The organism is Amedibacterium intestinale (genome assembly GCF_010537335.1).
Classification (GTDB): Bacteria; Bacillota_I; Bacilli_A; order Erysipelotrichales; family Erysipelotrichaceae; genus Amedibacterium; species Amedibacterium intestinale.
The window spans coordinates 306,104-330,803 of the sequence record NZ_AP019711.1 but is presented as its reverse complement, the minus strand read 5'-3'; the positions used below and the strand labels follow the sequence as shown (position 1 = coordinate 330,803).

The 24,700-nt window shown below is 33.8% G+C and carries 22 protein-coding genes, 7 tRNA genes and 1 riboswitch; of the genes, 5 read left to right on the top strand and 24 right to left on the bottom strand.

What is annotated here, in order from left to right:
* The first annotated feature begins 352 nt into the window (after window positions 1-352).
* The 3 genes from A9CBEGH2_RS12655 to A9CBEGH2_RS01645 all read left to right on the top strand — a co-directional run bounded on the left by A9CBEGH2_RS12655 (window position 353) and on the right by A9CBEGH2_RS01645 (window position 2,499).
* Window positions 353-832 (top strand): DUF6431 domain-containing protein, encoded by a 480-nt coding sequence (locus A9CBEGH2_RS12655; protein ID WP_353511641.1) that lies wholly within the window; start codon window positions 353-355, stop codon window positions 830-832.
* Between the two features lie 118 nt (window positions 833-950).
* A complete protein-coding gene (locus A9CBEGH2_RS01650; RefSeq protein ID WP_174766936.1) occupies window positions 951-2,351 on the top strand; it encodes an ISL3 family transposase in 1,401 nt (466 codons plus the stop codon).
* Window positions 2,341-2,499 (top strand): hypothetical protein, encoded by a 159-nt coding sequence (locus A9CBEGH2_RS01645; RefSeq protein ID WP_157964912.1) that lies wholly within the window; start codon window positions 2,341-2,343, stop codon window positions 2,497-2,499. The genes A9CBEGH2_RS01650 and A9CBEGH2_RS01645 overlap by 11 nt, the downstream gene beginning before the upstream one ends.
* 246 nt (window positions 2,500-2,745) lie before the next feature.
* Here A9CBEGH2_RS01645 and A9CBEGH2_RS01640 read toward each other — a convergent pair.
* From A9CBEGH2_RS01640 to A9CBEGH2_RS01605, 8 genes are all read right to left on the bottom strand, one after another.
* Window positions 2,746-2,821: transfer RNA gene (locus A9CBEGH2_RS01640), tRNA-Phe, on the bottom strand.
* 3 nt (window positions 2,822-2,824) lie between these two features.
* Window positions 2,825-2,901: transfer RNA gene (locus A9CBEGH2_RS01635), tRNA-Met, on the bottom strand.
* 13 nt (window positions 2,902-2,914) lie between these two features.
* A tRNA-Ser gene (locus A9CBEGH2_RS01630) sits at window positions 2,915-3,005 on the bottom strand.
* Window positions 3,006-3,020: 15 nt separating this feature from the next.
* Window positions 3,021-3,097 (bottom strand) — tRNA-Ile (locus A9CBEGH2_RS01625).
* Window positions 3,098-3,108: 11 nt separating this feature from the next.
* Window positions 3,109-3,185, bottom strand: a tRNA-Met gene (locus A9CBEGH2_RS01620).
* 8 nt (window positions 3,186-3,193) lie between these two features.
* Window positions 3,194-3,270: transfer RNA gene (locus A9CBEGH2_RS01615), tRNA-Pro, on the bottom strand.
* 11 nt (window positions 3,271-3,281) lie between these two features.
* Window positions 3,282-3,358 (bottom strand) — tRNA-Arg (locus tag A9CBEGH2_RS01610).
* A 115-nt stretch (window positions 3,359-3,473) separates the two neighbouring features.
* On the bottom strand, window positions 3,474-4,412 hold the full coding sequence (locus A9CBEGH2_RS01605) for an RluA family pseudouridine synthase (RefSeq protein ID WP_118361805.1): 939 nt from the start codon (window positions 4,410-4,412) through the stop codon (window positions 3,474-3,476).
* 103 nt (window positions 4,413-4,515) lie between these two features.
* Between A9CBEGH2_RS01605 and A9CBEGH2_RS01600 the strand changes: the two genes are divergently transcribed.
* Entirely contained in the window at window positions 4,516-6,849 is a 2,334-nt protein-coding gene (locus A9CBEGH2_RS01600) for an ATP-dependent DNA helicase (RefSeq protein WP_232057298.1), read from the top strand.
* A 20-nt stretch (window positions 6,850-6,869) separates the two neighbouring features.
* Here A9CBEGH2_RS01600 and A9CBEGH2_RS01595 read toward each other — a convergent pair whose 3' ends face one another.
* Entirely contained in the window at window positions 6,870-7,520 is a 651-nt protein-coding gene (locus A9CBEGH2_RS01595; protein WP_118361809.1) for an HAD family hydrolase, read from the bottom strand.
* 90 nt (window positions 7,521-7,610) lie between these two features.
* On the bottom strand, window positions 7,611-7,895 hold the full coding sequence (locus A9CBEGH2_RS01590; protein ID WP_147360173.1) for a hypothetical protein: 285 nt from the start codon (window positions 7,893-7,895) through the stop codon (window positions 7,611-7,613).
* A 213-nt stretch (window positions 7,896-8,108) separates the two neighbouring features.
* On the opposite strand from A9CBEGH2_RS01590, the gene A9CBEGH2_RS01585 reads away from it, so the two are divergent.
* Entirely contained in the window at window positions 8,109-9,623 is a 1,515-nt protein-coding gene (locus tag A9CBEGH2_RS01585) for a 4Fe-4S dicluster domain-containing protein (RefSeq protein ID WP_115714506.1), read from the top strand.
* An 84-nt stretch (window positions 9,624-9,707) separates the two neighbouring features.
* Here A9CBEGH2_RS01585 and A9CBEGH2_RS01580 read toward each other — a convergent pair whose 3' ends face one another.
* From A9CBEGH2_RS01580 to A9CBEGH2_RS01515, 14 genes are all read right to left on the bottom strand, one after another.
* Complete coding sequence (locus A9CBEGH2_RS01580; protein ID WP_115714505.1) at window positions 9,708-10,649, bottom strand: 3'-5' exoribonuclease YhaM family protein; 942 nt, start codon at window positions 10,647-10,649, stop codon at window positions 9,708-9,710.
* Window positions 10,642-12,618 (bottom strand): glycosyltransferase, encoded by a 1,977-nt coding sequence (locus A9CBEGH2_RS01575; protein ID WP_115714504.1) that lies wholly within the window; start codon window positions 12,616-12,618, stop codon window positions 10,642-10,644. The genes A9CBEGH2_RS01580 and A9CBEGH2_RS01575 overlap by 8 nt, the downstream gene beginning before the upstream one ends.
* Window positions 12,619-12,636: 18 nt before the next feature.
* On the bottom strand, window positions 12,637-13,689 hold the full coding sequence (locus tag A9CBEGH2_RS01570; protein ID WP_115714503.1) for a lysylphosphatidylglycerol synthase transmembrane domain-containing protein: 1,053 nt from the start codon (window positions 13,687-13,689) through the stop codon (window positions 12,637-12,639).
* A 112-nt stretch (window positions 13,690-13,801) separates the two neighbouring features.
* Window positions 13,802-14,266: a hypothetical protein gene (locus A9CBEGH2_RS01565; RefSeq protein ID WP_115714502.1), complete on the bottom strand. Its 465-nt coding sequence runs from the start codon at window positions 14,264-14,266 to the stop codon at window positions 13,802-13,804.
* An 89-nt stretch (window positions 14,267-14,355) separates the two neighbouring features.
* Window positions 14,356-15,210 carry an inositol monophosphatase family protein gene (locus A9CBEGH2_RS01560; RefSeq protein WP_118277462.1) on the bottom strand — a complete coding sequence of 285 codons (855 nt, stop codon included), beginning with the start codon at window positions 15,208-15,210 and terminating at the stop codon, window positions 14,356-14,358.
* Window positions 15,211-15,250: 40 nt separating this feature from the next.
* Complete coding sequence (locus A9CBEGH2_RS01555; RefSeq protein ID WP_118277461.1) at window positions 15,251-16,003, bottom strand: amino acid ABC transporter ATP-binding protein; 753 nt, start codon at window positions 16,001-16,003, stop codon at window positions 15,251-15,253.
* Window positions 16,003-16,761, bottom strand: a complete 759-nt coding sequence (locus A9CBEGH2_RS01550; protein ID WP_118277460.1) for an amino acid ABC transporter permease — start codon at window positions 16,759-16,761, stop codon at window positions 16,003-16,005. The genes A9CBEGH2_RS01555 and A9CBEGH2_RS01550 overlap by 1 nt, the downstream gene beginning before the upstream one ends.
* A gap of 14 nt (window positions 16,762-16,775) precedes the next feature.
* Window positions 16,776-17,609 carry a transporter substrate-binding domain-containing protein gene (locus A9CBEGH2_RS01545; RefSeq protein WP_118277459.1) on the bottom strand — a complete coding sequence of 278 codons (834 nt, stop codon included), beginning with the start codon at window positions 17,607-17,609 and terminating at the stop codon, window positions 16,776-16,778.
* Between the two features lie 77 nt (window positions 17,610-17,686).
* A riboswitch (Lysine riboswitch) is annotated at window positions 17,687-17,855 on the bottom strand.
* Window positions 17,856-17,883: 28 nt separating this feature from the next.
* Window positions 17,884-18,369: a VanZ family protein gene (locus A9CBEGH2_RS01540; protein WP_115714498.1), complete on the bottom strand. Its 486-nt coding sequence runs from the start codon at window positions 18,367-18,369 to the stop codon at window positions 17,884-17,886.
* Window positions 18,370-18,415: 46 nt separating this feature from the next.
* The gene (locus tag A9CBEGH2_RS01535) at window positions 18,416-19,711 is read right to left on the bottom strand and encodes an immunoglobulin-like domain-containing protein (RefSeq protein ID WP_115714497.1); all 1,296 of its coding nucleotides are present in this window, start codon (window positions 19,709-19,711) and stop codon (window positions 18,416-18,418) included.
* A gap of 60 nt (window positions 19,712-19,771) precedes the next feature.
* Complete coding sequence (locus tag A9CBEGH2_RS01530) at window positions 19,772-21,364, bottom strand: NAD(P)/FAD-dependent oxidoreductase (RefSeq protein ID WP_115714496.1); 1,593 nt, start codon at window positions 21,362-21,364, stop codon at window positions 19,772-19,774.
* 15 nt (window positions 21,365-21,379) lie between these two features.
* Window positions 21,380-22,417 carry an acyltransferase gene (locus A9CBEGH2_RS01525; protein WP_163104157.1) on the bottom strand — a complete coding sequence of 346 codons (1,038 nt, stop codon included), beginning with the start codon at window positions 22,415-22,417 and terminating at the stop codon, window positions 21,380-21,382.
* Between the two features lie 42 nt (window positions 22,418-22,459).
* Window positions 22,460-23,608, bottom strand: coding sequence for an alanine racemase (alr, locus tag A9CBEGH2_RS01520; RefSeq protein ID WP_118277457.1), 1,149 nt, complete (start codon window positions 23,606-23,608; stop codon window positions 22,460-22,462).
* A 13-nt stretch (window positions 23,609-23,621) separates the two neighbouring features.
* On the bottom strand, window positions 23,622-24,686 hold the full coding sequence (locus A9CBEGH2_RS01515; RefSeq protein WP_115714493.1) for a D-alanine--D-alanine ligase family protein: 1,065 nt from the start codon (window positions 24,684-24,686) through the stop codon (window positions 23,622-23,624).
* Window positions 24,687-24,700 lie beyond the last annotated feature (14 nt).

Genomic DNA, 24,700 nt, shown 5'->3' with positions numbered 1-24,700 from the left:
AACATCATCCAGACTTATCTAAACGTCTATTTCAAGATTATTTTATTAAAGTATACAACCTCTTAATCTATATCCTCTTATATTTCATATAGAATAGATATATAGGTAAATTCATAAAACTATTTCGGTAATCTAAAATTACGTGGTGTTTGAAAGGACAACACTTTATGCTGTGGTCTTAGTGACTGCAGCTTTTTTCATGCTCTCATCATCTTTGGGGTACCTTTTCTGATATTTCCTCATTATTTCGATCATCATTTATGTTATCATATCTTTAAATCAATATATAAAAAAAGTAAGAACCACAAAGTTTAGCGACCTAGGTTCTTACTTACCCAAAGTAGGCATCTTTATGATAACATTTAATAACTTTTCTCTCAAGTACATATCTCAAAAATCTTATGACGACTATATTTCTAAGATCGAACTTTCTTCCATCACATGTCCATGCTGTTCTCATCTTGGATTTCATTTTCATGCTTATTATAAAAGATCTTTACTTACACATAATGGTATTATTACCTTAAAGATATGCAGGATTATTTGTCCTCACTGTCACAAGACTCACGCCATCCTTCCTGTTTCTTTAATTCCTTACACCAGACTCCTGGCTTCTGATGTAATAGAAATCATTCTCGATCACGATACTGATAAAGATCATTCTAACCTTTTTCTTGATCCAGTTTACTTTTACTCCATCTTTCATCGATATCATTCCTTTTTACTGAATATTTCCTATTTCCCTTCAATTACTGATTTTTTCGTCTTTCATATTCATAGATTTCATAGAAATTTTGCTCAGTTGCGCGGCTTTCTTTTCATTCCCACATAGGATTCCTTTCCTGCCTTCCATTTTGCCTTCATAATGACACTGTAATGATCATTATAGACTGGAGGTTGATGAAAACATCCATTGTATTTTCAGTTCTTGATGTTTTCTTTTGATTTTTATGAAAAACGATACTACTTCTGCGTCCATCAGTGACGACTATATCCTTCATCTCTTTCATCTCCAGAAAGAACAGATAGATTCTTTCCAGGTAAATCATCAGGATGATGGTGTTCATGTAAGGATCAAGCTTACCCCAAAGACTACTTCATGTCCTGTCTGCGGCTTTCCCACTTCCAAGGTAAAAAGCTATGTACATAAACGCATAACACATTCCATGCTGAATACGGAAGCCTGCTATATCGATTACCAGGCCAGACGCTATATCTGCCCTGCATGTAATAAGACTTTCTATGAGGACAATCCTTTTACTTTCAAGGGAATGAAGATCTCTTTATTGACCGTATATAATGTCCTTCGAGATCTGAAAAACCCTGCCGATACATTTAAAAGCGTTGCACAGAGAAATCATATATCCTCTACTTCTGCCATGTCCATCTTTGACAGGCATGTCCAGATATCCAGAAGAAAACTTCCTGAATATCTGAATATCGACGAAGTCTACAGTTTCAAATCTGAAAACAGTTCCTATGTATGTGTCCTTCTGGATTTCAACTCCCAAAATGTCATCGATCTTCTTCCAGGCAGGAAAAAGTCCGAACTCATCAATTACTTTTCTTTCATTCCCCGAGAAGAAAGATGTGCTGTAAAGGCCGTATCTATTGATTTATGGGAAACCTACAGGATCGTCGCAAAGATGATGTTCCCCAATGCCGCCATAGCTGCGGATAAATTCCATCTCATCCAGGAACTGAACAGAAGAGTAGACAAGGTGCGTCTGCGTACGATGAATCAGTTAAAGAACTATAAGCTCATGGATCTGAAAAATGCAGATGCAGCTTCGATAGAAAAAGCTGAAAGAATGCGTAAACAGTATTACCTTTATAAAAAATTCAACTGGCTTCTCTTCACAAACGATCCTGCATATACAGATCCAAATAGAGAAAAGAAATATAATAAAGTACTTCAGGGATACTATAACTATAACGATATCCTGCATTATATGTGTTTGTATAACCCTGAACTTGAAGAAGCCATGAATCTGAAAGACAGGATGATATATTTCTATAAGAACAGTGATCTTGATAATGCAAGAAAAGATATCAATGAACTGATCAGTGCTTTCAGGGATTGTAAAGTACCTGAAATATCATCCTTTGCGAATACGATGACCAGATGGAAGACTGAAATAATAAATTCTTTTATCGTCACGAATGAACATGGAAGAAAGATAAACAGCGGGATCATAGAAAACAGAAACAGGACGATCAAATGTATCAAGCACAATTCCAATGGATATACCAATTGGAAACGATTCCGAAACAGAGTGCTTTATGTACTGAATAAAGATACCACTTATCACTTATACCCTAAGGAAGGAGAAAATGAAAATGAACAATAAAATTTATTACCAACGTAAAGAAAGATGGCTCAAAAGAGAACTTTACATTAAAAAGCAGCGCCTTATGATGCTGGAGCTGGAAGTAGAAAATCTACGATTGAAACTTCTTTTGGAAAAAGAAAAAAACAAAAATATTCTTCCATTCTGATATTAAAAACGAGAGAGCTGATCAGCTCTCTCATCCTTTACATCTTGTTTTCAATAAACATCTTTGGGGTACTGATGCCCACAAGTTATTTTATTGTCCTTTGTTAGTTTTACCACACGTAATTTTACAAAGCCACTATTTCAATAGAAACGAAGAAACAACAATACGTAAAATTTACACAAGATACATCATATACAAAAAAAACGTTTCAGCCTTTATTCATCAGCTGAAACGCTATTTTCCAAATGGTGGTCCCGGTCGGAATCGAACCAACGACACAAGGATTTTCAGTCCTTTGCTCTACCGACTGAGCTACGGGACCATTTGGTTGCGGGGGAAGGATTTGAACCAACGACCTCCGGGTTATGAGCCCGACGAGCTACCAGGCTGCTCTACCCCGCGATATTTAATTCGATGGCGGAGGAACTGGGATTCGAACCCAGGCGCCAGTTTCCCGACCTACCGGTTTTCAAGACCGGACCCTTCAACCACTTGGGTATTCCTCCATCTTTTTACTTTTTTGGTGGACCCTGTAGGACTCGAACCTACGACCCACCGGTTATGAGCCGGATGCTCTGACCAACTGAGCTAAGGGTCCTTTTAGCTAATTGGTGGCGGGGGCGAGACTCGAACTCGCGACCTTCCGGGTATGAACCGGATGCTCTAGCCAACTAAGCTACCCAGCCAATTTTAATGGTCGGGACGACAGGATTTGAACCTGCGACCCCTTGATCCCAAATCAAGTGCACTACCAAGCTGTGCTACGTCCCGTTTAAAATAAATGGCGCGCCCAGCAGGAATCGAACCCACAACCTTTTGATCCGTAGTCAAACGCTCTATCCAGTTGAGCTATGGGCGCACATCTAACACTCTTTTCATCAGTGCCCTAATATAATATCAGATTCCTTCACTTTATGCAACCCTTATTTTACTTTTTTTGTTAAAAACGAGACATTGCCAGCTTTTAAATACACTTATAGATTTTTATATATTTTTTCAACACCTGTATCCTGCAGCATAAATTCTTTCCCATCTAAATACGATAATATTGAATTATTTTCTGTATGAAAATTCACTTTATAAGCGCAAAGTGCCTGATAATCTTGTCTTCCATTTCTTTTAGCACCATACTTGATATCTCCATATAAAGGATGCCCTAAAAAAGACATAACTGCTCGAATTTGATGGCTTTTCCCTGTAATAAGTTCTACTTCTAAAAGACTGAAACCATTTTTCTCACTTAATACCTTATACCCTGTTACTACTTTTTGATATCCATCTTTTTTATCCTTGCTAATTTCTACATGATTATCTTCAAACTTTTTATGCCAAACTTCTATGATGCTTTTATTTGTTTCCATCTTGCCTTCGACAATACATAAATAATACTTATCAACTTTTCTTTCCTTGATACAGTTATTCATCTCTCGCAATGCTTCTGCATTTTTTGCAGCGATAACAATCCCTTCTGTATTTCTATCTATACGATGACATAAAGCAGGTGTAAAGCTTTGTGAAATTTCTGGATCATATTCTTTTTTTTCATATAAATAATGTAAATAACGATCCGCTAAATTATCCTGCAATTCTTTTGTATCACTATGCACCAACAGCCCTGATGGCTTACACAATAATATAATATTATTATCTTCATACAAGCAGTTTACTTTCGAAGGAACCTTAAGAAACTTCAATTCTTTCTTATTTTCAAAAAACTCCTCTGCTATAAAACACTGTACGGTATCCCCTTCCTGCAATCTTTGTGAAATCTCACAGCGCTTGCGATTAACTTTTATTTTTTTATTTCTAATATATTTATACATAAGACTCTTAGGCATCGTCTTCATTGTTTTCATGATAAACTTATCCACTCGTTGATTGGCATCATCTTTTTGAATTACAAATTCTTTCATTATAAACCTCCAGTTTTTTTACATAAGTATTATACATGACAATCAAGCATTCTACATTGTAAATTTCTTAAAAAATGTATACAATAAACTATACGAAAGTGGAGTGATTTTTTTGGAATGTCGTTTATCTGTAAGAGAGCTTGTTGAATTTCTTTATAAAAGTGGGGATCTTTCTTATACTCCAGCCTCAATAGAACGTGCAAATCTAGGCAGCAGAATCCATCGTTTGCTACAATCGCAAGGAAAAGGAAACTACCAAAGTGAAGTTTATTTAAAATTAGAAACAGAACTCGATACCATCAATTTCATTATAGACGGACGTGCAGATGGGATCTTCAAAGAAGAAGATAACATTATTCTTGAAGAAATCAAAACAACTGCTATTCCTTATGATGAAATCGATGATTCCAATTTCCTGCACTTTGCACAGGCATATTGTTATGCCCACATATATGTACAGCAAAATGGGTTAGACAATATCCTTGTACAGCTAACTTATTACCAAATTGAAACAAAACAAACCAAAACATTTCGACAGGTCAAAACAAAAGAAGAACTTCTTTCCTTTTACACACAAACTTTATCCCTTTATCTTCGCTGGGCAAAACTTACACAAAAGATTCGCATGAATAGTGCTCTGTCTTTGAAATCACTTGTATTTCCATTTGAAAATTATCGAAGTGGACAAAGAGAATTTGCCAGTGGTGTTTATAAAACTATCTTAGATAAACGTTCTTTATTTGCCCAAGCTCCTACAGGAATCGGAAAAACGATTTCTACTCTTTTTCCATCACTAAAAGCTATTGGAGAAGGCAAGGCGGAAAAAATCTTTTATTTATGCGCAAAAAATATCACATCCAGTGTTGTATACAATACCTTAAATCTTTTATATGAACAAAAACTTCCTTTCAAAAGTGTAGGTATTACTGCAAAAGATAAAATTTGTTTTTTAGAAGAAAGAAATTGCGATCCACATATTTGTCCATATGCAAAAAGATATTACAGTCGCAATAAAGATGCTTTATATGAACTTTTATCCAATGAAGATCTTATGGATAAAGAAATTTTATCTCAGTATGCGAAAAAACATTCTATCTGCCCTTTTGAATTAAGTCTAGATGCTTCTTTATATGCAGATCTTATTGTTTGTGATTATAATTATGTATTTGACCCTAGAGTATATTTAAAACGTTTCTTTATGGAAAAAGGAAATTACATATTTCTTGTAGATGAAGCGCATAACCTTGTTGATCGAGCTAGAGAAATGTATAGTGCTGTTCTATCAAAAAGTTCTTTCCAGCAGCTATCAAAATATATTCCAAAAGAAGAAAAACAGCTGCATTCTTCTATCAAGTCTGTTCTTGCAGATTTTAAAAAGTTATCTTCTCTATGTGAAGATAACGAATTTTATGCTTCCAATGAACCACAGCTTTCTATATTAGAAAAGATAGATCATTTTATTGAACACTGTGATGGATATTTACAAAGTGAACATGATGATACATATGATGAAGATATTAAAGTAATCTATTTTAATGCAGTCAATTATTTACGTATTTCGGATTACTATGATGAAAACTTTGTAACCTGGATACATAAAGAGAATAAAGATGTAACTATCAAACAGTTTTGTATGAATCCTAGAACTCCTTTAAAATCCATTATGGAGAAAGGAAGAACCTCTGTCTTATTCTCTGCTACATTATCCCCTATTGATTATTATTTAGATTTACTAGGAGGAGAAGATGAAACAAATCGGTTATCATTGCCCTCTCCTTTCCATAAAGAGCAATCGATGATTCTTATAAACAACGCTATTTCTACAAAATATAAGAATCGAAGTTTATCTCTTCCTTCCCTTATATCCTATTTACATGCTGTTATTTTATCAAAAAAAGGCAATTATATCGTTTTTTGTCCAAGTTATGCGTATATGGAACAAATTCATGATGCTTTCACAAACGAATACCCTGACATCCAAACTACTATTCAAAAAGAAAATTTATCAGAGGACGAAAAGAAGATGTTTTTAAATCAGTTTTCCAGCACTCAGAAACTACATGTATATTTCTGTGTACTTGGCGGCATGTTTTCAGAAGGTATTGACTTAAAAGGTGATTTATTAATAGGAACCATTTTAATAGGTGTTGGACTCCCTCAAATCAATCCTCAGCAAGAATTATTAAAAGAACATTTTCAAAAAGAAAAAAAGATGGGTTATGCTTATGCATACCAGTTTCCGGGAATGAATAAAATATTACAGGCAGCTGGTCGTGTCATACGCAGCGTCCATGATAAAGGTGTTATTGTTTTTATTGATGAACGTTTTACTACCCCACCATACAAGCGATTATTTCCAAATCATCTTCAACATTATCAAATTATAAATGAGCCGCAGAAAGCATACCTTTCGCTGCTTTCATTCTGGAACAGCTAGATTATATAAATCTAGTTGTTTTATTTTATATTTTCAACAATAAAATCATAAAACTGTTTCATATTATCCACAACATAGGAATCTGTATTCAATAATTTACTTTTATGTTCATGTCCATTTGCAATCAAGACACAATGACAGTTTGCATATTTCGCAACTTCACTATCATGAACACTATCTCCTACAAACAATACTTCATCAGGGTTAAATCCGCTTTCCTCCACAAAACATTTCGCCAGCTCTGCTTTTGAGTGTGCATGTATATTATCCAGTCCCTTGATATCTAAGAAATATTTTTTTATATCATATTCTGCAAGCTGCTCATGTAAAAAATCCAAATTGCTTGCGCTTAATAAATACTGTGAAACATCTTTAGATCTTACTTTCTGCAACGTTTCTTCTACATTTTTATGAAGAGAACAAGACAAAGAGTTTGGCTGGTAATAATCCATATATTGTTTTGCCAGAACTGAAAAAGGAGTCTTATTAAAATCAAAGCCCACTTTTTTATAATATTCAATAACAGGAAATTGAAAATATTTCCGATACTCTTCTTTATCTAGCACCAAAGGAAGATTTTCTTTTTCCAACACATAATTTAATGCTTCCATACTAACATCTAAATCATCTAATAACGTTCCATTCCAATCCCATATAATATGCTTAATCATAACTCTTTCACCTCTTAATGCAACCTATTATATCTTAAAATAGAAATAACGCAAATGGTTTGTATGTAAACTATGAGAAAGTTCTCATAGTTAGTAGTCATTGCAGTTATTACAGAAATCCCCGTTATCCTCAAAGCGATTGTCTCTGCAATCACGTCTTCCATCGACATAACAGCGATTTCCCCTGTAGCCGCAGCGATCAAAATCACGATATTGGCAGTGATTGCATGAACGAACTGAGATATGCTGGCATCCACATCTTCTATTCCATCCATCATATTGACTGCAGCCACATCCCCTATTCCATCTTTCATCATTAAAACCATCACAGCATCTTCCATAATTTTTTCCATCATTCCATCTTTCATCAAACATATTTGTTTCCTCCTTGTCTATGTGAGATAACTACATCTCACTTTACTATATGTTTATAATGTATTTTTTGATAGGCAAATATATGGTATAGAAAGAATTAATCAAAAGTATATTTTATTTTGCGACCTTTCCTAATTTTATTTGTGAATTTTTTAATTTTTCTCTTTTAAATTTTACTATTTCAAGTATAATGAATATGAGGTGAACAAGTTTATGAGAGGAATCTACAATTCAGTAACAGATATTCGTAGAAAAGTATTTACGGAAATTGCCCGTCTTGCGTATGAAGGAGGAGATTACGCAACTAAAATCGAACAACTTCCTTACAAGATTCTTCCTGGAGAACATGCGAAATATAGAGAAAGCATTTTCTTAGAAAGAGCTATCGTTGGGGAACGTCTTCGTTTAGGAATCGGACTTCCTTTACGTCGTATGGATGAACATGCTCCTGTTAGCGAAGGCATTGAAGAAAGTGCTATTGCGGAAAAATATTATGATGATCCATTAATTAACATCATTAAATTTGCATGTAATGCATGCCCTGAAAAACAGATTGTTGTCACAGATACATGCCAGGGATGTTTAGCGCACCCTTGTGTTGAAGTTTGTCCTAAAGATGCTGTTAGTATCGTAAATGGAAAATCTTATATAGATCAGGAAAAATGTATTAAATGTGGCCGCTGTATGGACGTATGCCCTTATGGAGCCATTAACAAACTTGAACGTCCATGTGCAAAAAGCTGTGGAATGGATGCAATCAAATCAGATGAATTTGGTCGTGCAGAAATTGATTATGATAAATGTGTATCTTGCGGTATGTGTTTAGTAAACTGTCCATTTGGTGCAATTGTTGATAAAGGACAGATTTTCCAGACGATTCATGCAATGAAAACTGGCAAAGAAGTTGTTGCAGCCATTGCTCCAGCATTTGTAGGACAGTTTGGTCCAACAGTAACACCTGAAAAAGTAAAAGGTGCATTGAAAGAGTTAGGGTTCTCAGATGTAGTTGAAGTAGCTATTGGAGCTGATTTATGTACAGTTGAAGAAGCAGAAGACTTCTTAAACAAAGTTCCAAACGAACAGCCATTTATGGCAACTTCATGCTGTCCTGCATGGTCAGTTATGGCTAAAAAATTATTCCCAGATTTCAAACCATATATTTCTATGGCATTGACACCAATGGTTTTAACAGGTCGTTTAATTAAAAAACAGAAACCTGATGCAAAAGTTGTTTTCATCGGACCATGTGCTGCAAAAAAACTTGAAGCAAGTCGCAAAAGTATAAGAAGTGATGTAGACTTTGTTCTTACATTTGAAGAAGTTATGGGTATGTTTGAAGCTAAAGGTATCGATTTAGCACAAGCTACTGTTGATGAACCATTTAACGAAGGAACTGCAAATGGTCGTGGATTTGCCGTTAGTGGCGGTGTTGCAAACGCAGTAAAACAATGCATTCAGGAAAAACACCCTGATATGGAAGTGTTGATTGATTCTGCAGAGGGATTGAAAAACTGTCGTACAATGTTAATGATGGCAAAAGCTGGAAAACGTAATGGATACCTGTTAGAAGGTATGGCATGTCCTGGTGGATGTGTTGCTGGAGCAGGAACATTACAGCCAGTTATGAAATCAAGTGCTCTTGTAAAAAAATATACAAGTGATGCTGAAAAGAAACTTGCATTTGAAAGTGAATATCTAGATAACCTGGAATTAATTAGCGAAAATTAAAAAGGAAAATTTAAAAAGCATTGTGAAGTTCAAAGTAATTCACAATGCTTTTTTTCATAAGAGGAATAAACAAATGTTCCTCTTTTATTTTATCTTTTGTTTATAAAAGCTTCGATTTTCTAAAGCAAAAATTCTTGGTGTAAATTCACCTTCCTGTACACCACTTAATGCTTTCTCTATAGTATTCATGCGGGCATCGATGTTATCAATCAAATAGAGCATCTCAGCTTCTGGAAGCATTGGGAGTACAGGTGAACCATACTCATACTGTCCATGATGTGACAAAATCATATGTCTTAAAAGCATTGTTTCCTCCTCTTTTTCCAAGTGAAGTTCTTTTGCTTTTTCATATACTATTGCCTGCATGATACTAATATGTCCAAGCAGTTTTCCCTGTACTGTGTATTCACTTACTAAAGCTCCACTCAGCTCTATTAGCTTTCCTAAATCATGAAGGATAACTCCCCCAAATAATACATCTTTATTTAACAACGGATACTGCTTGCATAAATGATCTGCTAAATCCAGCATTCCAACTACATGTGTAGCCAATCCTCCCGAAAAATCATGATGGTTTTTCGTTGCAGCAGGATAATCAAAGAAATCTTTTTCATAGTCATTGACTACTTCTAAAACAATTTTATAAATTGTCTGATTTTTAATCTCGCTGATTCTTTCATATAGACGCTGTTTTAATTCTTCTTTACTTATTGAACCTGATTTCACAAATTCATTAATATCTATCTCATTTTTATCCACAACTTCCATTTTATTTACACGAAACTGTAATTGTTTTTGATGACAAAGGACATCTCCCTGCACATTTACTATCATACCTGGTGCAAATGCATGTAGTAACGCTTCATTAACATTCCAGTATTTCGCATCCATACGTCCAGTTTTATCCTGAAACTGTAAAGATAGATAAGGTGCTCCTTTTGCTGTAACACCTTTATTTACCTGTAGAAGCAAGACCGTTATCGTCCCACGAAATCCATCTTCTAAGTCTTCAATTCTTTTATTCATCCAAACACTCCATTTCTTCTAATTTACATTGTATATCACTTCGTGAAAATCCTTTTCTCATACAATATAACATAATTTTCGACTGTAGTTCTTTTCCTTGATACTTTCTTACATAACTACGCAATGCTTTTTGAATCGTTTTTTCCAAAGCTGGACTTTCATCTTCTTGCTCATAATCCAATTCTTCAGCAGAACGTCTGGCAATATCACCATCAAACCCAAGCGATATCAATTTATTAATAATTTTTTGTTTTTTCATTTTACGGGAAGTATCTTTCATAGTAGTCATCAATTTTTGTGCCATCTTCTTTGCCTTGATAAGCTCCCCTTCATTATCTAACCCTTTCAAAGCTTCTTCCACATCTTCACTATTTATTCCCTTATTAATGAGAGAATGTCGTATATTGCCTTTTCCAACAAGTGAATACTGTAATTTTTCAATTTTATTTTGTATATACAATTCATCATTGATATACCCTTTTTCCTCTAATTCATCTAATACTTCGTCAATCATTTGATCACTTAAGATATTTTTTCTTTGAAAGAACAATTTCATTTCCTTTCGAGTATAATCTTTTACGCGCAATTTTCGAACAGCATTTCTATATGCTTCTAATTTCAATTCCTTTTGTTTAAAATCAGAAACTGTAAATCTATCAAGCATCGTATGAAGTCGAATTTTGTAAGAAAAATAGTCATCAAAACTGATCAATATCTTCTGCGGCTGATCTTCAGAATCATTTTGTACATAAATACGTACACAATCATCAAACGTCTTGATTTTCACAACTTCATATGCCTGAGAATAATCATCAATCGCCTGATAATAAACACTTAAAACTTTTGAACAGAAGACTTTTGCATCATACTGCGTTACTTTGCTTATCGCTTTTTGACGGAAATTTTGCCGTTGTTCTTTCGGCAAAGAGAAATAAGATGTTAGTTTTTCCGCAAACATTTGCGCATCATCAAATAAAAACCCACTTTCTCCTTCAACAACTAAGTTTTCCAAAACATCATCCCACCTGGCAAATACAGGAAGACCGCAAGCTAAAGCCTCAATATATGTCATTCCTTGTGTTTCTGTTAAAGAAGCAGATACGAAGCAATCTGCGCAAGCATAGTATAATGGAACTTCATCACTTGATTTTTTACCAGTAAAGATAACTTTATCCATCAACCCATAATTCTTTACCATTTTTTTCAAATCTTCTAATTGTGGTCCATCTCCAACAATCATAAGCTTAATATGTGAATCAGTAATGTAACGAAATCCTTCGATGGGAATATCTATACTTTTTTCTGGAGCTATTCTTCCCACAAACACAACAACTTTGTCCTCTTCTTTAAGATCATACATTTCTTTAATCTTTTCTACTTCTTTACTATCTATAGTGTCATGATTAAATTTTTCAAAAGAAAGTCCTGTAGGAATAACATAGATAGGTGTCTTAACACCATATTTTAATAAAGTTTCTTTTGTTTTTTCACTTGGTGAAATCACAGCCTGTGCACTATCAGAAAGAACTTTAGAAAAACTAGATACTATTTTTTTAGAAACTTTTTCAATCTCTTCAATATCAAAACGATTTACATAATGAGTATAATCTTCATACATTGTATGATATGTTGTAACTACTGGAATATTTAAGTATTTCGCAACAATTCTTCCAAACATACCAACTCCAAATTCTGTATGAACATGTATGATATCCAAATGCATCTTCTCAATTTCATCCCTAGCACTAAAATGATAAGGTGTAGACAATTTATATCCATATAACCATTTTAGTTCTAATCCAGGAAGACGCAGAATATTTCCTTCTCTTTTTGTATGAGAAGCTTTGTGATTAGTAATTACAAAGACCTCATGTCCATCTTTTTCCAATTCTTTTTGTAATGTTACAATACTAGATACGACCCCATTAATATCCGGTGTATAAGTATCTGTAAAAAGTCCAATTCTCATAAAATGAACAATCCTCCCCTATATACCTCTTTCTTTAATTCTTTCTTTTGTGTATTTATGTTTTAATATCACAAAAGTAATTGCCCCTGCTATCATGATGAAATGATATGTAGAGAACCGCCATAAGATCATAATACTGCTAGCTAACGCTGAATCTTGTAATAAATACCCATACAGCATCGTAAATACAAATTCGGTCCCACCACTTGAACCAGGAATGGGAATAAATGCATTTGCCATCATAACAAAACTAGACAAAGCCAAACAATCTAAAAGGTACTCAATTCCCAGTGGGTGTCCTAAAGCATTCGCAATTACCCATGGCAAACTGAATTGAACGCTCATTCGCAAAACACTTAAAACTGCTGTTTTTAAAATCAACATTTTTTCATGATGCAGACGCTTAATTTCTTTTGTAAAAGACATTACCTGTTCACTCCATGTTACAAGTGTTTTTTCCTTATCCTTTACAATTTTAAATTTCGCAAGAATACGAACTACATTTCCACTCAATTTCACATATAATTTGGGAAATAAGGCCATTGTCCATAATACTACAATAATGGCAAGATTGACTCCATATCCAGCTAAAATAAAAACAAGCAAGATCCCTCCCATTATCTCCACATAGTAAGAATAGCGAAGAAAAAACAAAATAGTGACATAAATCATTAATGTCGTTTGGAATATAATAAAATCACCCCATAAAATACTAGCTCCATCACTAAGCTTTATTTTTTGCTTTTTAAAAATATAAGCTTGTGCAAATTGTCCACCTGTTGAACTTGGTGTAATACTGCTGAAGAAAAAACCTACAAGATAATTCGATAAGCCTTCACGAAACCGATAATCTTTTTTATTTTTTCTAGTAAAAATTGTTAATACATATCCCGAAATACACGAATACATGATTCCCCAAAACAATATTAATACAAGCCAGTAACTTTTCATTCCAGAAATCATTGTGATGACTTCCTGATAATTATCTTTTAACGCAAACCATAAAGCAACAATCGTTAAGGAAGTCACAATAAAGATATTAATGACATAACTTTTCACTGAATTTTTCATGATGCTTCTCCTTTTATTTTCTAAATTTGAATATAAAAGTAACCTCTCTAGATTATTATATCATAGAATTGTTTAGGACTATAGAAACAACAAACACATTTCAATGAATTTCCTATACTTCTTTCAAATACTCCCATAAATGTTCCAATGCTCTATTTAAACGGCGATGCAAAGTACTCTCTACTATTCCACCCTGACGAAGTTCTATAACCTTTTTATCAAGATTTCTTACATATAAATCAAATAATAAATTTCTTTCTAATTCAGGCAATTGCTGTATTGCAAGCAATAAAACATAAAAATCTTCATCCTGTTTTTTTCTTTCCTGCTGATTTTTATGTCTTTTTTCCATTGCGGACAAAACAGGATCACCGCTATAGTAAGTTTTTCTGCTTGATGAACAGTTAATAATACTTTTCGTATAATTTAAATAATCTACAAGATCATCTTCTACTTCAAGAGATCGATTTGATTCATCGTATAAGATGCTCCTTAAACGAAGTGTTGCTGTATACTTTTGTAACTGTTTCATTTTTTTCTTCATTTCTTTATGAATATATTCTTTTTCTTCTTTCATCTTCTTTTCTCCTTTTTTATCTATATACGAAATAAAGTAGAAAAAGTCACAAAAATATTGTAAAAATATATTCAAGTATAAAAAATACATTATTTTTTGTATTTACTCAAGACTTGCATCAAATAAGCATTGATTGTAATTACAAGTTCTTTTTGCCTTCCATGCGTTTCCCATACGATAGGATTACCTTGGAAATCAAGAGCTTTTCCCTGCTGCATAAAAGAAAAAATAACAGCTAATAAAATATCACGCAAATTTCTTCCGGCACCTATATATGCACAAGCTTTTGCATTTATGCATTCAATAATCGCATCAGGACATCCAATTTGATTCTTAGTATCTTCTATCATTTCAAAGCCGTTTTCCTGTAAATAAGAAACAAATGAAGTTGCTAAACGATAATTATAATATATTTTATCTTTGTTTATCATGGATGGAAAAACCAATCGCTTTCTGTCATCTATATGTTTTGGATTATGATATACATATGCACCTTTATCTTTTTCACACACATACATTATTTTTCTTTTAGGAAAATAAACAAGAGCACATAAAAATGTATTTTCTTTTATAATACCTGCACATATTGACCATCCATCTTCTTGTTGAATATAGCGAAGCGTGCCATCAATAGGATCTAAAATAAATGTGCATTCATAATTTTTCAAATTATATAAAGACGTGGAACAAGTATCTTCTTCTACATCTAAAGTCAGTATATCTTTATATGGAAGAAGTGCATTCAAAAACATTTCCTGTACGATTTCATCAGCCTTTGTTTTAGCTTCTCTCATTGCTTTATGACAGGATGTTTCATTTTCAATTTCATCAACTGGCTTTTTTTCATTCACAATTGTTTTCTGCATTGATAAAGCAACTTCTCCGGATTTTAATGCAGTTTTAAATAAAAGTGAAAATATATTATCTTTATCAATTCTATTCATTTAAAATCTCCCAATTCATAATAACATAGAAAAAGCAGTCTTATTTTTGACTGCTTATACGATAACGCTGCAAGAACTCTTTCGTTCTTTCCTGTTGTGGATTTTCAAAAATTTGCTGAGGAGTTCCCTGTTCCGCAATAATCCCTTTATCCATAAAGATTACACGGGAACTGATATCATGTGCAAACTGCATTTCATGAGTAACAACGATCATTGTTAAACCTTCTTCAGCAAGCTGTTTCATTACATCAAGAACGTCACCAACCATTTCTGGATCTAGTGCACTTGTTGGTTCATCAAACAATAAAACCTCAGGATCCATACACAATGCTCTGGCAATCGCAACACGCTGTTTCTGTCCTCCGCTAAGCTGTGTAGAGCTGGAATTAGCAAATGCTTCCATTCCTACTTTTCTCAAGTAATACATGGCTTTTTCTTTTGCCTCTTCTTTACTTCTTTTTAAAACTTTAATCTGTCCAATCATACAATTTTCCAAAACAGTTTTATTATTGAAAAGATTGAAAGACTGAAATACCATCCCTACCTTGGAACGATGCGTATTTAAATTAATTTCTCCTTTTAAAATATCTTTTCCATGATAAAGAATTTCTCCTCCATCTGGTGTCTCCAGCAGATTGATACAGCGAAGCAATGTACTTTTCCCACTACCACTGGAACCAATAATCGTAATAACTTCCCCGCTATCACAATGAAATTCAACATCATTCAATACTTTTAAAGCTCCAAAGCTTTTTTTCAAGTGATTAATTTGAATAATACTTGTAGAATTCATTATGCTTCACCCGCTTTCTGATCAAATCCATTTTTTTGTGTATTCATCTTTTTCTCGACATAATTTAAAATCATTGTAGCAAAACTTGTTAGAATCAAATAAACTGCACAAGTAATCAAGAATGTTTCCATGAATAAGCCAACACTTCCAGCTATAGAACTTGATTGAAAATATAAATCTGAAAGACTAATTACATTTAACATAGAGCTATCTTTAATATTAACTATAAATTCATTACCAATGGATGGGAAAGAATTACGAATTGCCTGCGGTAAAACAATATTCATCATTGTTTGTGTATTCGTCATACCTAAACTTCTAGCTCCTTCAATCTGTCCTTTATCAACAGACTGAATCCCAGATCGAATTATTTCTGCCATATATGCCCCAGTGTTTACCGAAATAATAGTTACACCAGCAACTAATGGCGTCCATCCGATGATTGGTTTTAATGAGTAATAAAAGAACATTGCCTGCACCATCATTGGCGTACCCCTAAAAAACCAAACATAAAGTGCTACAAAACCATGTATTATTTTTTTGATAATTTTTACAGGAAGAGCATCTCTTTCTTCTATAACAACAGATCTGGCACCGCCTAAGATAAGTCCTAAAACAAGTCCAAAGATCGTACCTAGCATTGATAATAATAATGTAATTTTAACCCCATACCAGAACAATGGATAATACTCTTGCAATATCAGCAAGGATTTACCAAGCATCCCTGTTCCTTCAGGTATATTAAATAAGATAACCATTTTTTATAAACTCCTTATTTTGTATTTTGGCTGTTATTGGCCTCTTTCATCCAATTCGTTCTTGTTTCTGCATCAATTTTATCTAAAGACTTCTGTACACTTTCAAAGAATTCAGAACCTCTAGATCCTTCTTTCATACCGATAGAAACACTGTTATCAATATTAAAACCTTTTCCTTCTGCAAAATGTACAATCGTTAAATCCTTATTCGTTGAAACAACACTTTCTGCAACCGGAAGTTCAGCTGTAATTCCATCAACTTCTTTGTTTTGTAAAGCTACAACCATTTCCGGATATGTTTTCTTAGGAGTAGCATGTTTTACTCCTTTAATTTGATCAATTACCGTGTCGTAATTTGTTGACAGCTGACCAATGATCGTCTTACCACTAAACTGCTGAATATCGTTGTATTTTACAACATCTTTATCTGATTTACGAACAATCATGACCATTTCAGAATCATAGTAAGGAGTTGTAAAGTCCATTCCTTTTTCACGTTCAGGATTTGCTGTCATACCTGCAATAACCGCATCTATTTCACCAGAATTAAGTGCAGGCTGCAAACCTTCCCACGCGATTTTCTTTACCTGTACTTCACGTCCTAAATCTTCTGCAATAGCTCGTGCTACTCGCACATCATATCCATCACAGTATCCAGCACCACCAATACTTACACTTGTTTCAGTCTGTTCTGTAGTCTGCCAGTTATAAGGAGCATAGTTACATTCCATACCTACTGTAAAGTATTCTTTTCCTGTGTTTTCAGAAGTTTTAGCTGAATCATTTGAGCTCCCGCATCCTGTTAATACCATTGTCATCGCAAATGCTGCACATAATAATTTTTTCATTTTCTTTCCCTCGTCTTTCTTTATCTAGTTACTTAACAAAAAAGTCGTGCTATTACACGACTCTATAATTTAAAACGAGTGTTAATAGCTCCTCTTCACGAATGAAGGAGTGTTGTAGGTATTTCCACACAACCCCAAACAAAATTTTTGCCAAAATTATGTTTTCGGCGATGATTACCTTTCGAAGTTTTCATAGTTTGCCAACTCCCACTTCTACTCTGATGCATCGCTGCCTCTATACGATTTTTTTGTTGTCTGTATCATACACCTCACACTATATCTTGTCAATGCTTTTTTTGACTTTTCTTTTTCCAGTTTGCATTTTATGCTTTAAAACAAACCACAACTGCTGCACACATAACCCTAAAAAGGATCCACTTGTATCAATAAATACATCTTGCCATTGTCCAGATCTTCCACTTACAAACAGCTGATGAAATTCATCTGTACAGGCATATAGCATACTGAAAATCAACGCAAATATAAAAGAGCTTTGAATCTTGCTTTCTCTAGCAAACATATAAAGCAACATTGCTAAAATCGCATACTCACTCATATGGGCAGCTTTCCTAATAAGAAATTGAATGGTATCAAGAGAAATCCATTGATTATGCATTAGCTGAATACCTGTAATATTTTCTATGAAGAGAATCACCTGATTACTGACCCCAGAAGACTCTCCCCCATTTTGCATAGAAAAAGAAAAAATAACGATCATCCATAAAACACTTAAAAACAGATACACAATGCGTTTTTTCATTTCATCACATCCTGCGTATCATTATATCTTTTTTAAAGATAAATTTCTACTTGATAATTTGAATATGATCTACCGTATCAAAACGATAACCTAACTTTTCCATTTGTGTCAAAAATTCATCCATGGCTTCATAATTTCCTTTATTGCTTGGATGAAGTAAATAAATCGCACCATTATGATAGTGATCAATCAAAGTCTTTAACGCTTCCTCTTTGCTTACATCACTTGCAAAATCATAATACGCATGACTCCAGTTAAAACTTTTGTATCCTAAATCGGATACCATTTTCATAGTTCTTTCACTTGCACCGCCTTTAGGGAATCGAAAGATTTTTTTCATCGGCTCTCCTACCACTTCCATATATGTTTTTGATGTTTCTGTAATCTCTTTTACAAAATCATCTACTTTTGAAGCATTTGCCAATGTTGTCATATCATAATGATGCCAGGTATGATTTCCAATAACATGTCCATGTTTTACTAAATCACGTATAAAATCAGCTTCATTTTTTATATAGTTTCTCGTTAAGAAAAATGTAGCTTTTACATTATGTTTGTTCAATACATTAGCGATTTCTTTTATATAGGTAATATCATTTCCACCTTCATCAAATGTTAAATATATTACTTTCTCATCAGGTCCTAAATAACAGGTATTATATTTACTCAACAAAGAGGAAGATAATGCTCCTTTATTTCTCTCATGATTTTTACTTTTTTCAAACCACCATTCTTCCATCTTATTATCATAAGAATCATAATTATAATACAACTTTTGATTTGTTGGATCAGGACATACCTCTACTTGTCTTTCTACACTGCTTTGATTGCCATTTTTATCCTTTACAGAATAGATAATCTTATAGTTTCCTTGTTTTTTTGTATTTACATTATTTTTAATTTGTACCTTAGCTGTAAGATCCCCATCATAATCATCAATTGCTGTATATCCTGCTTCTTGATATGTTTCATTTTCAAATATACGCAATGGATTATCTCCTTTTAATTTTAATTTCGGAGCTTTTTTATCCACTACTTTGACTATTCGCTCTACTGTTTTATTTTTCCATTCATATACAATCGTATACTCTCCTATTCGATTCCTATTTACATTACTCGTAGTACGTACATCATTTTGAAAGTCTTTTAGATGATATCTTGCCTTTACACCTGGATCTTGAAAAGGTTTCTTTACCTGTACTTCCATGACTTTCTCCCCTTTTAAACTTAATAAAGGGGTAAACCATCCACTAAAGAAAAACAGTTTAATAATAAGTGCCATTAGTAATACTGCAACTATAAAAACCCCTGTATAAACATAAACTTTGCAACGCCTACTCATACCTTCACCTCAACGTATGTGTATGCTTCCAGATAAGAAAATATACAAAAAAAGAGCTTTTTAGCTCTCTTCCAAATGATAGATCTCAATAATTTTTTCTGCACAGCGAAGTCCATCAATAGCAGCAGATACAATACCTCCTGCATAACCTGCACCTTCTCCACATGGATAGCATCCTTGTATCCCTACACATAGACAATCTTTTTCACGTGTAATACGTACAGGAGAACTGCTTCTTGTTTCTATTCCTGTAAGAACAGCATCATCCATAGCAAATCCTTTTAATTTACGATCCAATCCTTTAATTCCTTCCTCCATAGCTTCACAAACATAGGAAGGTAGAATATCATGAAGATCACATGGAGTTACACCTAAAGCATAGGTAGGAGTAACACTTTTCATGACCGTAGATGGTCGATGTTTTAAAAAGTCTTTTACCAGCTGTGCGGGTGCTTTATAATTGCTTCCAGCTTTTAAGAATGCTTTTCTTTCTAAATCTTCCTGAAATGCAATGGCTTTTTCTGGCGTATTTCCATAATCCTCTGGTCGTATCTGTACTAACAATGCACTATTCGCATTCTCTCCATCACGAGCATGCTCGCTCATTCCATTTACCACAACACCACCTTGCATGGAAGCAGATGGTACAACATATCCACCTGGACACATACAAAATGTATAAACACCTCTTCCATTCGATGCCTGATATGTTAAACGATATTCTGCAGATTTTAAGCGGGGATGTCCAGCGAATGATTTATATTGCGCTTTATCAATTATCGATTGCGGATGTTCAATACGAGCTCCAATCGCAAATGGTTTAGGTTCGATATAGAAACCTCTTTTCATCAGCATGCGCAAGGTATCTCTTGCACTATGACCGATTGCTAAAATCATTTGTTCGCAAGGAATTCGTTTTCCATTTACAATGATTGCCTCTAATCTCCCTTTTTGGATTTCTACATCTTCCAACTGTGACTGGAAGTAAATTTCTCCACCTAAAGATTGAATTTCTTTACGTATATTTCTTACGATATTACGTAATAAATCTGTACCAATATGAGGGTGTGCTTCATATAAAATCTGCTTAGGTGCTCCAAAACGCACGAATTCTTCTAATACTTTATAAATTCGTTTATCTTTTACACGAGTTGTTAGTTTTCCATCAGAGAAAGTTCCTGCTCCCCCTTCTCCAAACTGCACGTTGCTATTTTCTTTCAAAATTCCTTTTTCCCAAAATTCCTGAACACTTTTTACTCTTTCTTCAACACATTCTCCTCGCTCTATCACAATCGGACGAAAGCCTGCCTGTGCTAATAGTAAAGATGCAAACATGCCTGCTGGTCCAAACCCTACAACTACTGGTCGTGTAGATAATCCCACCATTCCACACACAGGAATTGTATAACTTTCATCAGGGGCTTTGGTAACATCTTTGATTTTTTTCTTTAAAAGAGTATCCTCATTTTTTACTTTACAATCTACACAGCAATTAAAATGAAAATCATTTTGTTTTCTGGCATCAATACTTTCTTTTCGTAAATGCCATTCTAAAAGATCTTCTTTATGAATATGCAGCTTTTTTATTATTTTTTCTTCCAAGCATTCCTTTGGTTCATCTAACGATAAACGCAGTTGTTGAATTCGTAACATATGAAAAATTCCTTTCTAATACAAATGTTTGAATATCCTCCATTTTTTTGAAAAACCATAAACACAAATAGAAAATACAAGAGATAATATACAGGATAATACATAAATAAGCAAATTCCCTGCATTTGGCAATAAAGCAAACAATACAACAACAAACATAATGTGAGATACATAAATAAGCAAAGACAATATGCGCAACATTTTATAAATCGGTCTATCCCTCCATTCCAGCTGCAATAGAAATGCAAATAGGAAACTAACAGCAGGAATCAAAAATAAATACATACTTGCTAAATCATGCATAAATCCTGCTTTCCGTAAATAAAAACACTCTATACATAACCCAACAAAAGAAACAATAAAACCGAAAAGCATCATTTTAGAATTATGAGATACTTTTCTTCTATGCTGTGCATAATAGGCTCCTAAAGAAAGAAAAACAGGCGCAAAGAAAAATCCATTACGGGTTGTTGAGAATATGGAAGTATAGGCATCATATACAGTGCTGATACCTGGTATAGATTCCAATACGTCTGGATAAATATTACCTGCCATGCCAATTAAATATAACACCATGGAAATTCCTATTGTCATACGCATTGAAAAATGACTTCTTAAAAAATAGACAATACACATACCAAATAATAAAGCTGGTAAAAACCACAAATGATAATAACTTCCATTAAAGAAAAAATCTTTTATGTACTGTGCCAATGCCATTCCAAAATCATTTTGTCCCCTTATCAACAAGTATGAGAAAGGTAAATATAAAATCGTCCATATAATATAAATTTTAAAGATTCGATATAAATAATGCTTTAGCTGATAACGATTTTCAGCATCATTCCATTCCCTATTCGTATTAATTTTTGTAAAAAATAGAAAACCGGAAATTATGAAAAACAATGGTACTGCAAGTCTTGCGATAATCTGTACTAAGATAAAATTAGCATCTGGAGATATCGTAGCCAGTAGCGCTGTATGTATACAAATAACCAAAAAAGCACTAATAAATTTAGCCACATCCAATGCATAATAATTCTTTCTTTCCATCCTCTAATCCTCCTTGTTTTGAAAAAATAGCCATAAAGATGGCTATTTATATATTCTAGGAACTCTTGCCGTAATCCAGCAGAATGTTTCATTATTAATCGTTTGAGCTAGTCTTGTCAATTCATCAATTGGCAAAACTTCATCCCCATCTTTCCCAAATAATGTTACGACATCCCCTTCTTTTACATCTTCTATTTCTGTAACATCAATCATTAACTGATCCATACAGATATTTCCAATGATTGGCACACGTTTCCCATGTAAAAGAACGACTGCTCCTTTATTAGAAACACTTCTTGGATATCCATCTGCATATCCAATAGAAACTGTCGCAATTTTTCGTACATCTTTACTTATAAAGTGACGCCCATAACTTACACTTACATTTGGCTGAATGGTCTTAACCAAAGAAATATTTGCTTTCAATTCCATAATAGGTTTGAAATCAGGATGCGTCACTGTTTCAATCTGATCATTGCTAGTTGCTCCTAAATATAAAAGTCCAGGTCTAACATAATCATACTGCAGCTCAGGATAGTTTAATATCCCATAACTGTTTTGTAAATGACGAATTCCTGCATCTATTCCATCTTTTTTCAAATCAGAAAGAACACGTTCGAATAATTCAATTTGTTTCGATGTGAACTTCTTATTGTCCGCATCCAATTCATCACTTACACTAAAATGCGAGAAAATCCCTTCTGCTTTAATGTGTTTCATGCGATATATTTCTTCAATCTGTTCAATATGGTATTCCTGTTCCTGACAAATTATCCCAAGTCTTGACATACCTGTATCTACCTTAATATGCCCTCTCATAATGACATGATGCTCTTCGCAATATTTGTCGGCCTTTTTCGCATAATCTAAAGAAAGAAAAGTTTGAATTAGATTCTTTTCTATCACATAATGAAAATGTTCTGGAGGTGTATACCCTAAAATCAAAATTTCTTCCTGAATACCATTTTCTCTGAGTGTTAAAGCCTCATCAATACTACTTACACCAAAAAAATCAATACCGCATTTTTCCAACTCTTTACAGCACACAACATCCCCATGCCCATAAGCATTAGCTTTTACAATTGCCATGATTTTTGTCGTAGAAGGAAGAATTTTACGTATTTCCTCTACATTATGCTTAATTTTTGAAAGATCTATTTCTACCCATGCTCTGCTTTTGCTTTCCAGCATGTTTTCACCTCTTTTATTCCATTGCCAACGCAATTAATTTATCTAGTAAATCTCCAAATTCAATACCAGCCTCTTTCATCATTGTAGGATAACGAGAAGTTGATGTAAAGCCTGGAATTGTATTTACTTCATTTAATACAATTGTATTTTGTGGTGTTACAAACATATCCACACGTGTCATTCCTTTACAATTCAATGCACGATATGCCTGTAATGCCATACTTCTTGCCTCTTCAAACAATTCTTTTGAAATACGTGCAGGACAATAAATATGAGAATCTACCATTTGGTATTTTCCCTCATAATCAAAGAATGGAGCTGCTGTTTCAATTTCATCAACGCTGCCGGCAAACAATTCTTTGTTTCCCATAACAGCGCAACCGATTTCAAATCCCTCAATAGTTGTTTCTAAAATCACTTTTCCTTTTCCATCATGATAGAAAGCATCTTTCATGCTTTCTTCAAATTCAGAAAAATCTTCCACTTTATGAATTCCAAAACTACTTCCTGCATTCGCCGGTTTAATAAAAATAGGAAGACCAAGTGTTTCTTTCGCACTTTCAAAGATTTTTTTATAGTCCATATCTTTTTCTTCATAAATGCACATATATGGAGCACATGGAACTTTCGCATGTTCAAGAATAATATGTGTCATTTCTTTATCCATACATACGGAACTACTCATATGACCACATCCAACATATGGTATGCCACTTAATTCAAATAACCCTTGAATTGTACCATCTTCCCCGTTTTTTCCATGTAGAACTGGAAAGATACAATCAACAGGAATCTGCTCATAGTTTCCATCCTCTTTTAATTTCAAGAAACCTTTGAAATGTGTTGAGCAAGAAAGTACACATGGTGTACAGTATTGTTCCTGCAGCCAATGATCATGTTCGATACTTTCTATATCTCCATCATATGCATACCATTCCCCATTTTCACTAATTCCAATCAAAATAAGTTCATATTTTTCTTTATGCAAGGAATGAATCAAACTTCCTGCTGAATGAAGTGAAACAGGATATTCACTTGATTTTCCTCCAAAAACAACTGCTAAACGTAACTTTTCCATTTTATTCCTACCTC